Annotated in this window: 13 protein-coding genes; 11 read left to right on the top strand and 2 right to left on the bottom strand. The window is 64.8% G+C overall.

The window, feature by feature from the left end; translation table 11 throughout:
• From A2J02_RS13950 to A2J02_RS13940, 4 genes are all read left to right on the top strand, one after another.
• A partial coding sequence (locus tag A2J02_RS13950; RefSeq protein ID WP_068050719.1) for a putative nucleotidyltransferase substrate binding domain-containing protein occupies positions 1 to 1,294 on the top strand: 1,294 nt, incomplete at its 5' end.
• 24 nt (positions 1,295 to 1,318) lie between these two features.
• A complete protein-coding gene (locus tag A2J02_RS13945) occupies positions 1,319 to 3,310 on the top strand; it encodes an MGH1-like glycoside hydrolase domain-containing protein (RefSeq protein ID WP_231911461.1) in 1,992 nt (663 codons plus the stop codon).
• 75 nt (positions 3,311 to 3,385) lie between these two features.
• Positions 3,386 to 3,997, top strand: a complete 612-nt coding sequence (locus tag A2J02_RS28705; RefSeq protein WP_231911460.1) for an MGH1-like glycoside hydrolase domain-containing protein — start codon at positions 3,386 to 3,388, stop codon at positions 3,995 to 3,997.
• Positions 3,998 to 4,080: 83 nt separating this feature from the next.
• Positions 4,081 to 5,187 carry an alcohol dehydrogenase catalytic domain-containing protein gene (locus tag A2J02_RS13940; RefSeq protein WP_068050718.1) on the top strand — a complete coding sequence of 369 codons (1,107 nt, stop codon included), beginning with the start codon at positions 4,081 to 4,083 and terminating at the stop codon, positions 5,185 to 5,187.
• Between the two features lie 3 nt (positions 5,188 to 5,190).
• On the opposite strand, the gene A2J02_RS13935 is transcribed toward A2J02_RS13940, so the two are convergent.
• On the bottom strand, positions 5,191 to 5,979 hold the full coding sequence (locus tag A2J02_RS13935) for an ABC transporter ATP-binding protein (protein ID WP_068050717.1): 789 nt from the start codon (positions 5,977 to 5,979) through the stop codon (positions 5,191 to 5,193).
• Between the two features lie 91 nt (positions 5,980 to 6,070).
• Here A2J02_RS13935 and dapB point away from each other — a divergent pair, with 91 nt between their 5' ends.
• The 3 genes from dapB to A2J02_RS13920 are packed head-to-tail and all read left to right on the top strand — an operon-like array spanning position 6,071 to position 7,758.
• Complete coding sequence (gene dapB / locus A2J02_RS13930; protein ID WP_068050716.1) at positions 6,071 to 6,829, top strand: 4-hydroxy-tetrahydrodipicolinate reductase; 759 nt, start codon at positions 6,071 to 6,073, stop codon at positions 6,827 to 6,829.
• A gap of 50 nt (positions 6,830 to 6,879) precedes the next feature.
• On the top strand, positions 6,880 to 7,299 hold the full coding sequence (locus tag A2J02_RS13925) for a hypothetical protein (protein ID WP_068050722.1): 420 nt from the start codon (positions 6,880 to 6,882) through the stop codon (positions 7,297 to 7,299).
• A 6-nt stretch (positions 7,300 to 7,305) separates the two neighbouring features.
• Positions 7,306 to 7,758, top strand: coding sequence for a flavodoxin family protein (locus tag A2J02_RS13920; RefSeq protein ID WP_068050715.1), 453 nt, complete (start codon positions 7,306 to 7,308; stop codon positions 7,756 to 7,758).
• Between the two features lie 95 nt (positions 7,759 to 7,853).
• On the opposite strand, the gene A2J02_RS13915 is transcribed toward A2J02_RS13920, so the two are convergent.
• Positions 7,854 to 8,297, bottom strand: a complete 444-nt coding sequence (locus A2J02_RS13915) for a hypothetical protein (RefSeq protein ID WP_231893996.1) — start codon at positions 8,295 to 8,297, stop codon at positions 7,854 to 7,856.
• A gap of 136 nt (positions 8,298 to 8,433) precedes the next feature.
• On the opposite strand from A2J02_RS13915, the gene A2J02_RS13910 reads away from it, so the two are divergent.
• From A2J02_RS13910 to A2J02_RS13900, 4 genes are all read left to right on the top strand, one after another.
• Positions 8,434 to 9,795: an OFA family MFS transporter gene (locus tag A2J02_RS13910; protein ID WP_068050714.1), complete on the top strand. Its 1,362-nt coding sequence runs from the start codon at positions 8,434 to 8,436 to the stop codon at positions 9,793 to 9,795.
• Positions 9,792 to 9,908, top strand: a complete 117-nt coding sequence (locus A2J02_RS29045) for an MFS transporter small subunit (protein WP_441344172.1) — start codon at positions 9,792 to 9,794, stop codon at positions 9,906 to 9,908. Before A2J02_RS13910 ends, A2J02_RS29045 begins: the two co-directional genes overlap by 4 nt.
• Before the next feature lie 35 nt (positions 9,909 to 9,943).
• Entirely contained in the window at positions 9,944 to 11,152 is a 1,209-nt protein-coding gene (locus tag A2J02_RS13905; protein WP_068050713.1) for a winged helix-turn-helix domain-containing protein, read from the top strand.
• Between the two features lie 64 nt (positions 11,153 to 11,216).
• A partial coding sequence (locus tag A2J02_RS13900) for a glucose-6-phosphate dehydrogenase (RefSeq protein WP_068050720.1) occupies positions 11,217 to 12,391 on the top strand: 1,175 nt, incomplete at its 3' end.

The raw sequence follows: 12,391 nt of genomic DNA, 5'->3' as shown, positions 1-12,391 counted from the left end.
GGTCGCCGCCGGGATCGGCGTCGATACTCCGATCGAGAAGGTCATGACCTCGCCTGCCGAGACCGTGACGGCGGACCGGTTGGCCGGCACGGTGCTGATGGACATGCTCGAGCGAGGCCTGCGGCACATGCCGGTGGTGTCGACCCGCGGTGAGGTGCTCGGCGTCGTCGAGGATTCGGATCTGCATGCCGCGTCCACCCGACGTAGTTTCGTGGTTCGCCGAGCTGTGGCATCGGCCTCGACCGCCGCCGAGCTCGCCGACGCAGGCAGGCTCGTGCCCCGCCTGGTGGTGGATCTGTTCGAGGGCGGAACCGATGCGATGGCGGTCAGCGCGATCCTCTCCGTCGTGGTCGACAGCCTCGTCCGCCGGGCCGTCGAGATCGAATGGACCGCACGTCCGGACGTGCCGCGTGACCACTTCGCCTGGATCACTCTCGGCAGCGTGGCGCGTCGAGAAGCGATGCCCTCCTCGGACGTCGACAGTGCATTGACATGGGCGGATTCCACCGCAGATCCCGATGTGCGAGGGACATCGAACGCGGTGTCGTGGACCCGCGACGAGGCGTTGATGGACTTGGCCACCCGTGTGCACGTGAGCCTCGACGGTGCCGGATTGCCGTCGGACACCAACGGAGCGGTCGCGAGCTCGCCCCGATTCGCACGCTCGGCCGGTCAATGGGAAAGGGCCGCGGCCCATTGGCTCAGCAACCCGTTCGGCGAACGTGGCAATCCGGCGGAAGACTCCGGCCTCATCATGTCCTCATTGATGATCGACGGCAGAGTGGTGTGGGGCCCGAAAGAACTGCACACGGTGCCCGAGGCCTACCGGCGACTCCTGGTCGATCACCCCGACGCCCTGCGGTTGCAACTGCGGGACGCCCTCGCCGGACGGGCTCGGCTGCGATCGCTGCGAGACGTGTTGGCTCGGCGCGGCGGCACGTTCGACCTCAAGGCCCATGCCCTGACGCCCATCGTCAACCTCGCTCGGTGGGGTGGGCTGTCGGTCGGCATGGCATCGGCCTCGACGCCCGCGCGGCTCGCGGCGGCGTCGGGCAACGGCATGCTCTCCGAACGTGATGTCGCTGCACTGTCCGAGGTGTTCGAGCTGCTGCAGCGGCTCCGACTGTCGCATCAGATCGACCAGATCACGGCCGGCCACCGACCCGGTGACGTGCTGATCATGGCAGATCTGTCACCTCTGGAGCGGAGTCTGCTCACCGACGGCATCCGCGAGATCGCCGCGGTGCAACGACGCGTCGGGTATCTGGCGGCCAACGTCGGCGTGCATCGATGACCGGCAACGACCAGACTGTGTGCCGTGACCACCAATCCCGTGAGCGTTCCCATCCCGTCCACCGTCGAACACCATCGGTTGGCGGAATCGCCCGGGGTCAGTGGACCGTGGCGTCAGTGGGGCCCGTATCTGGCGGGGCGCCAGTGGGGCACGGTGCGTGAGGACTACTCGGAGGACGGCAATGCCTGGGCGTCGTTTCCGTTCGATCAGGCGCACAAGCGCGCCTACCGCTGGGGCGAGGACGGTATCGGCGGAATCTGCGACCGCTTCGGGTTCCTGAACTTCTCGTTCGCACTGTGGAATCGAAAGGACCCGATCCTCAAGGAACGCTTGTTCGGCCTCGCCAACGAGGAGGGCAATCACGGCGAGGACGTCAAGGAATACTTCTGGGCCGTCGACGGAACACCGACGCACAGCTGGATGCAGTGGCTCTACCGCTATCCGCACGCGGAGTATCCGTACGCTCACCTGCGGGAAGAGAATGCTCGACGCGGACGTGACGACCGCGAATACGAGCTGGCCGACACCGGCATCCTCGACGAGAACAGATTCTTCGACGTCCAGGTCACGTACGCCAAGGCCTCACCCGACGACATCTGCATCACCATCTCGATCACCAACCACGGCCCCGAGGCGGCGTCGGTCGATCTACTGCCGCACCTGTGGCTGCGCAACACCTGGTCGTGGGGACGCGACGAGCGTGGCGGCACGCTGGCGCAGCTGAGCCCGCCGAATCTCTTGGCAGGTGGACTCGAAGCCATCGCCGTCGACCACGGATTCCTCGGTCGCTACTACCTCAGTGCCGAGGGAACACCGGCAGTTCTGTTCTGCGACAACGAAACCAATGCCGAGGCTCTGTGGGGGCAGGAGAACATCTCGGCGTACCCCAAGGACGGCATCGGCCGCCGAGTCGTCGACGGGGAGCTCGATGCGGTCAACCCCGAGCAGACCGGTACGAAGGCTGCGTTCTGGTACCGCTTCGACGACATCGCCCCCGGTGCAACGGAATCGGTTCGATTGCGGTTGTCGCCCAACCGGCCGGACGAGCAGACGTTCGGGGCCGGATTCGATGCCGTCCACGCCGACCGGCAGGCCGAGGCCGACGAGTTCTACGGTGCCGTGATCGGAGCCGACCTCACCGATGTCGACCGGCATGTTGCGCGGCGCGCCTACGCCGGTTTGCTGTGGACCAAACAGCTCTACCGATACGACGTGGAGGAGTGGATCGAGGGCGACAAGGTCGGCGCTCCGGCTCCGGACTCGAGGCAGGACCCGGGTGGGCGCAATGCGCACTGGCGTCACCTGGCGTTGGCCGATGTGATCTCGATGCCCGACGAGTGGGAGTACCCGTGGTTCGCGGCCTGGGACCTGGCTTTCCACGCGATTCCGTTGGCGCACGTGGACGCCGATTTCGCCAAGGAACAGTTGGTGCTCATGTGCCGGGAATGGGCCATGCACCCCAACGGCCAACTGCCCGCGTACGAGTGGGAGTTCGGTGACGTCAACCCACCCGTGCACGCGTGGGCGGCATGGCACGTCTATCGCATCGACGGCTACCGCGATCGCGAATTCCTGGTGCGGGTGTTCACCAAGCTGCTGCTCAACTTCGCCTGGTGGGTCAACCGCAAGGACTCCGAGGGCTCGAACATCTTCGAGGGTGGATTCCTCGGCATGGACAACATCGGACTGTTCAATCGATCTGCCCCACTGCCACCCGGATTTCGGCTCGAACAGTCGGACGCGACGAGTTGGATGGCGTTCTACTGCCAGCAGATGTTCAAGATCGCGCTGGAACTCGCGCGACACGACAGCGCCTGGGACGACGTCGCGACCAAGTTCTTCTCACACTTCCTCTCGATCGCCAAGGCAGTGAACTCCTTCGGATCGCAGCACATTTCGCTGTGGCACGAGGAGGACGGGTTCTTCTACGACGTCCTGGTTCAGCCCGAGGGCGATGCGGTACCGATGCGCGTGCGGTCCATGGTTGGACTGCTGCCCATCCTCGGTGCCACCTAGATCCCGCCGTGGGTCGAGGAGGAATGTCCCGATCTCACCGCTCGCCTGCGCTGGATTCAACGCAGGCGACCGGAGATGGTCAGCCCGCTGCTGGCTCGGCGTGAGGGCGGCGAGGTGCGCATGCTGCTGACACTCGTCCAACCCGAACGGCTCAAGCGCATCCTGGCTCGCATGTTCGACTCCGAAGAGTTTCTGTCGCACTTCGGGATTCGTTCGCTCTCGGCCTCCTACCGCGAACCGGTCACGTTCGACGTGGACGGCCGGAGCCTGTCCATCGAATACGAGCCGGGGGAGTCGCGCACCGGAATGTTCGGTGGCAACTCCAACTGGCGCGGTCCGGTGTGGTTCCCGGTGAACGTATTGCTGGCCGACAAGCTGCGCGCCTACGGCCGGTACTACGGCGACTCGTTCACCATCGAGATCCCCACCGGCTCGGGCAACCATCGCACCCTCACCGATGCCGCCGATCTCATCGACAACGGTCTCGCCGGGCTGTTCCGACCGGTGGACGGCAAGAGACCCGCCGACGGCGAGCGCATCGAATCCAGCCTCGACCCGCTGTGGAGCGTGCACCCCAGCTTCAACGAGTACTTCGACGGAGACACCGGCGAGGGACTCGGGGCCACGCACCAAACCGGGTGGACGGCACTGGTTGCGCACCTGCTCAGGCCCCGTCTGCCACTCTGAGGGCCTGCGGCCCATGTGCATGGAAACTCGTAGCCCACTACGAAGTTCCACGCACATGCGGCGGAGCCGCATAGTCTGGCGGGATGAAGATTCGCGGCGCAGTACTCGAAGAAATCGGCCGATCTCGTCCCTTCGCGGACTCGCATCCCATCACCGTCTCCGACCTCGAGCTCGGTTCGCCGGGCGAGGGGGAGCTGCTGATCAGAATCGAAGCCGCGGGCCTGTGTCATTCGGATTTGGCGGTGGTCGACGGCAATCGAGTTCGTCCGGTGCCGATGTTGCTCGGCCACGAGGCCGCAGGCCGCGTCGAGGAGGTCGGCGCGGGCGTCGACGACATCGCGGTCGGCACCCGCGTCGTCATGACATTCCTGCCACGCTGCGGCGAATGCGCCGGGTGCGCCACCGACGGCCAGATGCCGTGCGTCACCGGCAGCGCGTCGAACAATGCCGGGACACTGCTCGGCGGAGGCATCAAGTTGCACCGTGACGGGGAAGAGGTCAAGCATCACCTCGGAGTTTCCGGATTCGCCACACACGCTGTGGTGAGCCGAAAGTCGGTGGTTCCGGTCGAGGACGACATCCCCGCCGATATCGCAGCAGTCCTCGGTTGTGCGGTACTGACCGGTGGCGGCGCGGTGCTCAACGCCGGCACTCCGAAGCCCGGACAGTCGGTGATGGTGGTTGGCCTCGGCGGAGTCGGTATGGCAGCGGTTCTGACGGCCGTATCGGTGGGTGCCGGTGAGGTGATCGGAGTCGACGGGGTGCCGGACAAGCTGTCCACCGCAACCGATCTGGGCGCAACGCAGGTGTATTCGCCGGCCGAGCTCGCCGAGAAGGGAATCAAGGCCGATATCGTCATCGAGGCGGCAGGCAACGCGCGAGCATTCGAAACTGCAGTCGCTGCAACGGCTCCCGGCGGCAAGACCATCACCGTCGGTCTCCCCGCACCCGACGCCCGCTCGTCCATCTCACCGCTGGGCCTGGTGGCCGAAGCCCGCACGATCATCGGCAGCTACCTGGGCTCCGCCGTACCGGCTCGCGACATCCCGACCTACGCACAGATGTGGCGTGAGGGACGGCTTCCCGTCGAGAAGCTGATCTCGTCGAGAATCACGTTGGACGAGATCAACCGCGGCATGGACGAATTGGCCGACGGCAACGCGATCCGTCAGGTCATCGTCTTCGACTGAGCATCAGCGGTGGGCCGCCGTGGCGACCCACCGCCCGCGTTGCTTCGAGATCTCGATGGGATGGTCGAAGCACTCACTGATGTTGTCGGTGGTCAGTACTACGTCGACGGCTCCTTGTGTCTGTACTCTTCCGTCGCGGATGAGGAGGGCATGGGTGGTCGAGGTCGGGATTTCCTCGAGGTGATGAGTCACCAGAATGCTGGCCAGGGTCGGGTGTTCGGCCCGCAACGAGTCGAGTGCACTCAGAAGTTGTTCGCGGGCAGCGAGATCGAGCCCGGTGGCAGGCTCGTCGAGCAACAGCAGCGCCGGGTCGGGAAGTAGGGCGCGTGCGATGAGCGCTCGGCCTCGCTCGCCCTGCGAGAGCGTGTGCCACGACGCGTCGGTGCGATGGGCGACGCCGAGGGATTCGATCAGACGGTGAGCGCGGGCGATCTGGTGGTTGTCGGCCGACCATCTCGGGACCAGATCCGGAGTATTGGTCAGCCCGGTCAGCACCACCTGGAACAGCGTCAGCGGAGCCTCGATCTTCAACCGCGGGTCGACGTGGCCGATGTGCGTCCGCAATTCGCGCATGTCCACTCGCCCGAGGCGATGGCCCAGAACGTGCACTGCACCGTGCGTGGGATGGACGAGCGCGCCGAGCAAGCTGAGCAGGGTGGATTTGCCCGCGCCGTTGGCACCGAGCAACACCCAGTGCTGACCCTCCTCGACCCGCAGCGAGGCATCGCTGAGCAGGTATCGCCCGCCACGGACGAGATCGACTCGGTCGGCGAACAGGACGCTGGATGGCACCGGACGACCGTAGCTGCTGGGACGGATCGTGGAGAAGTAGGCTCTGAGGTCGGTAGAACCGACAAGACGACGAAACGAGTGTGGGTACGACGTGAGTGCAACGGCACCTGTTCGAGTAGGGGTACTGGGGTCACGCGGCAAGGTAGGGCAGGCCATCTGTGCCGCCGTCGAGGCAGCCGAGGATCTCGAGCTCGTGGCGACCGTCGACCAGGGCGATCCGCTGGCGAACTTCGTCGATGCGAACGCCCAGGTGGTCGTCGATTTCACGCACCCCGACGTGGTGATGGACAACCTGCAGTTCCTGATCGAGCAGGGTATCCATGCAGTGGTCGGCACCACCGGATTCGACGAACGGCGGCTCGAGCAGGTTCGCGAATGGCTGGCGGGATCGCCGCAGACGGGTGTACTGATCGCACCGAACTTCGCCATCGGCGCGGTGTTGTCGATGCGATTCGCGCAGCAGGCCGCCCGGTTCTTCGACTCGGTCGAGGTGATCGAACTGCACCACCCCAACAAGGCCGATGCGCCGTCGGGCACGGCGTACCGAACCGCCGCGCTGATTGCCGAGGCACGAGCGGCCGCAGGCACTCCGGCGAGCCCCGATGCGACGACGACCGAACTCGACGGCGCACGTGGTGCCGATGTGGACGGAGTGCGTGTGCACTCGATCCGGCTCGCGGGACTGGTTGCGCATCAAGAGGTTCTGCTCGGCACGCAGGGTGAGACACTGAGCATTCGGCACGATTCGCTCGATCGAACGTCGTTCGCGCCCGGTGTGCTGCTCGGAGTCCGCGAGATCGCGGGACGACCGGGGTTGACCGTCGGCCTCGATCCGCTGTTGGATCTGTGAGCTGATCGACGGTGAACAAAACGACGAAGGTGCTCGCCATCCTCGCGGTGATGGTGCTGATTCTCGGCTTCTACTTCTTTCTGCTCGGCCAGCGCGGTGTGACTCTGATCCAGAACGGTGGCGTGGCGAGCATCTCCTTGGGGATCGGGGTCCTGCTGCTGCCGATACTCGGGTTGTGGATCGTCTGGGCCACCCTCAAAGCCGGCTTCGACCACCAGCGGCTGGCCTCGCGCATTCACGAGGAGGGCCTCGAACTCGACGTCGCGGATCTTCCGCGCAGGCCGTCGGGTCGAATCGAACGTGATGCGGCGGATGAGTTGTTCCAACAGGTCAAGACCGAGTGGGAGAAGGATCCGGACAACTGGCGCAACTCCTACCGGCTGGCTCGCGCCTACGATTACGCCGGTGACCGTGGACGGGCCCGCGAGACGATGAAGCGGGCTGTGGCACTCGAACGGGACGAGAACTGACCTTCGATGCCGCGCACCCTGCTGGTCGTTCATCACACCCCGAGCCCGCTCACGCACGAGCTGCTCGAGGCAGTTCTCGACGGCGCTCACGACCCCGAGATCACCGGCGTGGACGTGCGCAGTGTGCCTGCTCTCGGCGCGACCGTTCCCGACGTACTCGGTGCCGACGGCTTTCTCTTCGGAACACCGGCGAATTTCGGATACATGAGCGGGGCTCTGAAACACTTCTTCGACACCGTGTACTACCCGTGTCTCGGTGCCGTTGCCGGAAAGCCCTACGCTGCTTGGGTTCACGGCAACGACGACACCGTGGGTGCCGGCCGGGCGATCGAGAAGATCGCGTCGGGCTGGGGTCTGGAGAAAGTGTTCGGCACCCTGCACGTCGCCGAGAGCGGCAAACCTGCACGTGAACGCTGCTACGAACTCGGCGGAACCGTTGCGGCGGGGTTGTCGATCTGAGGACTTCCTCGCGCGCTCCTTCGGTTGCTCGCACACCCGACCCGAGAACTACGACGTAGCCGACGCCCTGAGGTCCGTAGTGGGGCGCTACTGATTCAGTCGGAGTCGGCGGGGGAGTCCGGGCGCAGAATGTCGTCGGCCGGGATCGGCAGCGGAATCTCGAGCAGGCGCTCCGGCCAACTCGGATACGCGGGCCTGATCCACACTCGGTTGTCGTCGAGTTGCGTCATCAGCACCCGCCGCCACGGCCAGTCATCCTGCGGTGCACTCAGATCGGTCTCGGATTCGAGTGGCAGGGGTGCCTTGGTCCAGTGCGGAGCCGACAGCGATGCCAGACCGCGATCCTCGAGCTGGGCGATCGCAGTCTCGATCGGCACGCCGTGCGCAACGGTGATGCCGGCGGGATTGACGGCATCGACGGTGTAATCGTCGTCGTATTCGTCCTGTGCACTCGTGTCGTGGGCGACGGTCCACCCGATCACCTCACCGTCGGAGGCTCGTCTCACCGGCAATCTGCTGCGCCACCGCTCGATATCCACTGCCGCGAGGATACGCGGTAAGAAAAGTGAGTTTGGTGAAGAAACTATTGACAGTTGTGAGCGAGCAGGGCGGTACACGTGTTTGACTGCAGGAGATACTGCACGCTTGTACCGCTTTCTATCTCAAGGGATTTCGATGACCCTCCGCATTCTCGATCGCTCCGCCATCGTCGCGACACCCGAGTGGAGCCGCTGGTTGATACCTCCGGCCGCGCTGTCCATTCACCTCGCGATCGGATCCGCCTACGCCTGGAGCGTGTTCAAGAACGCCATCTCGCAGCCCGACGCACTCGGGCTCAGCGGCACCGTCACTGCCATTCCGTTCCAGCTCGCCATCGTGATGCTCGGCCTGTCCGCGGCGATCTTCGGAACCCGCGTCGAGAAGAACGGTCCGCGGTGGGCTATGGCCGTCTCCCTGGTCTTCTTCGTCTCGGGACTGTTGCTGTCCGCGCTCGGCATGGCCCTCGGACAGTTCTGGCTGGTGATCTTCGGCTACGGGTTCGTCGGCGGTATCGGCCTCGGAATCGGCTACATCTCACCGGTCTCGACGTTGATGAAGTGGTTCCCGGACCGGCCGGGCATGGCCACCGGTATCGCCATCATGGGCTTCGGCGGCGGCGCACTCATCGCGTCGCCCCTCACCAGCCAGCTGATGGTGAACTTCGGCGGTTTCACCGACGGGTCCATCGCCAAGACGTTCCTCACGCTCGGCGTCGGATACGCGGTGTTCATGGCACTGGGAGTCGTGCTGATCAGAGTGCCGGCCGAGGGATGGACCCCGGCCGGATGGACCCCGCCCGCGTCCTCGGCAATGATCTCGACGCACAACGTCTCGGCCGCGAACGCAGTGAAGACTCCCCAGTTCTGGCTGCTGTGGGTCGTCCTGTGCTTCAACGTCACTGCCGGAATCGGCATTCTCGAGCGCGGATCGGGCATTTATCAGGACTTCTTTCCCGACGCGACCTCGCCCGAATCTCTCGCCGCTGCGGCTGCCGGTTTCGTCGCGTTCCTCTCCCTGACCAACATGATCGGACGGTTCGTCTGGTCTTCGGTGTCCGACGTGGTGGGGCGTAAGAACATCTACCGGATGTACCTCGGTGTCGGCGCACTGCTGTACCTGTACATCGCGTTGTTCACCAACACCAACAAGATCCTGTTCATGGTCTCGGCCTTGCTCATTCTCTCGTTCTACGGCGCGGGATTCGCCACGGTTCCGGCCTATCTCAAGGACCTCTTCGGTACGTATCAGGTGGGCGCGATCCACGGACGACTCCTCACCGCGTGGTCGGTGGCCGGTGTCCTGGGGCCGCTGATCGTCAACGCCATCGCCGACGCCGGAGAACCCGGAACCACCGGCCGATACCTACCGGCGTTCTACGTGATGATCGGTCTGCTCGTGGTCGGCTTCCTTGCCAACGAGGCGATCAAGCCGGTCGCATCGAAGTATCACGAAGCCGATCCGGCGAAGGCCGCGACGACCACAGGAGCGAAGGCATGAGCGGCGGACGCAAGCAGGTCACGATGGCGGTCGCATGGGCGTGGGTTGCCGTGCCGTTCGCCTACGGACTGTACGAACTGATCCTCAAGGCGGCGAACCTGTTCAGCACGTGAGTCGACGTGTCGGTGGGCCGTGACAGGCTGGTCCGATGCAGGAGATGAGTGCCGCCGCCGCGCGTCGTACCGCCCTGGCCGCCCAAGGGCTGGCGTCGAGGCGGTCGCGTACTCGGCCGGCGAGCAAGGCCGCGGTTCACGCAGCCATCGACACCACCGGACTGTTGCAGATCGACTCCGTGTCGGTGGTGGTGCGGGCGCACTACGCACCGGTGTTCAGCCGCGTCGGTGCCTACGATCGCACTGTCGTCGACGACGCCGCATGGACCGACACCGCGCGTCGACCTCGTCGAATGGTGGAGTATTGGGCCCACGAGGCCGCATTGCTGCCCGTGGAGGACTGGCCGCTCATGCGATGGCGAATGGAGCTGTATCGACACGGGCGGTGGGGCGGAGCTGCTCACATCCTCAATCGTGAACCGACTCTCGTCGACGACGTCCTCGCGGTGATCGGCGACATCGGTGCGGCCAGCGCGGGTGAGATCGAGAAGCACCTCGAGCTGGACACCCCCGGTCGCAAAGGTCCCTGGTGGGATCGCAGTGATGTCAAGGTCGTCTGCGAACAGCTGTTCGCGGCCGGCGTGGTGACCGTGCCGACACGGACGGGATTCGTGCGCCGGTACGAGCTCAGCGAACGGGTGATCCCGGAGAACGTTCTGCACAGGCACGTCGACGAACCGGACGCGGTACGGCAACTGATCGAAAAGTCCTCTCGGGCACTGGGAATCGGTACCGAGCCGGATCTGAGGGACTACTACCGGCTCTCGCAGAAGCAGGCCAAGGCGGCGATCGGCGATCTCGTCGAGGACGGCGTGCTCGAAGCGGTGACCGTCCGAGGCTGGAACGCACCGGCATACCTGCACCGCGACGCCAGGACACCGCGAACGGCCACCGCCGCCGCACTGCTGTGCCCGTTCGATCCGATGATCTTCTTTCGGCCCCGGGTGCAGCGAATGTTCGACTTCCACTACCGAATCGAGATATACACCCCACAGCACAAGCGAGTCCACGGCTACTACGTGTTTCCCTTTCTGCTCGACGGGCATCTGGTGGCTCGCGTCGATCTCAAGGCAGTGCGAGCGCAGTCCGAACTGCACGTGATCGCGGCCTACGTCGAAGGCGACCGCAACGCCGGTGACATTGCGCCTCGACTACGAGACGTACTGCGGGAGATGGCGGATTGGCTCGAACTCGAACGCGTGGTGGTGGGGGACCGGGGAGACCTCGTCGCCGCACTGCGATGACGTCGGTCGGGGGTTCGATTCTGCCGAAGTGCAGGTCGGAAGAATCGGTGTCAATATTTCCAGTGTGACTTCGCGCCGGACAGACACCGCCCCCGAACTCCCACCCCAGGTCGTCGTCCTGTTCGGGGCGACAGGAGACCTGGCCAAGCGAAAACTGCTGTCCGGGATGATGCATCTGGCGCTGTCCGATCTCGCGCCGAACATCCGGGTCGTCGGCACATCTCTCGAAGAGATGTCGACCGACGAATTCCGCGCTCTCGCTCGCGAATCGATCAACACCCACTCGAGTCGCAAAGTCGGCGACGAGCAATGGAACCGTTTCGCCTCGCGACTGACCTACGTGTCGCAGCAGGCAGGACCGGCGGCGTTGGGGGAGGCCGTGGCCGAGGCCGAGATCGACCTCGGAGGAAGCGCCGAACGGCTGCACTACCTGTCTGTTCCGCCGAGAGCTGCTCTGGCAGTAGTGGATACGCTCGCATCGGCAGATCTGGTGAAGCGCTCCCGAATCATCATGGAGAAGCCGTTCGGCACCGACCTCGAGAGCGCGATCGCGCTGAACGCTCGGGTTCACGAAACGTTCGACGAGGATCAGGTCTTCCGGATCGATCACTTCCTCGGCAAGGAACCCGCTCAGAACATCCTGGCCTTCCGGTTCGCCAACGGGTTGTTCGAGCCGATCTGGAACCGCAACTTCATCGATCACGTCCAGATCGACATCCCGGAGAAGCTCGCACTGGACGGCCGAGCCGGATTCTACGAATCCACCGGCGCGTACAAGGACATGGTGGTCACGCACCTGTTCCAGGTGCTGGCATTCATGGCCATGGAACCGCCGACGGCGCTCGAACCCCGCGCCATCAGCGAGGAGAAGAACAAGGTCTTCGGATCCATGCTGCCCCTGGACCCGAAAAACGTTGTGCGAGGGCAATACTCGGGGTACCGATCAGAAGAGGGCGTAGCCCCCGACTCCGATACCGACACCTTCGTGGCTCTCAAGTGTGAAATCGACAATTGGCGCTGGGCCGGTGTGCCCTTCTATCTGCGCAGCGGTAAGCGACTCGCCGAAGGGCAGCGCATCATCTCGATCGCCTTCAGGGAACCACCGAAGAGCATGTTCCCGGCCGGCTCGGGCGTGGGAGCGCAAGGTCCCGACCATCTGACCTTCGACCTCGCGGACGCCTCGAAGGTCTCGCTGTCGTTCTACGGCAAGCGGCCCGGTCCCGGTATGCACCTCGACAA

The sequence above is a fragment of the Rhodococcus sp. EPR-147 genome, assembly GCF_001647185.1.
Taxonomy (GTDB): Bacteria; Actinomycetota; Actinomycetes; order Mycobacteriales; family Mycobacteriaceae; genus Rhodococcoides.
Note: the sequence above shows the minus strand (reverse complement) of the source record. Positions and strands in the feature narration are given on the sequence as shown.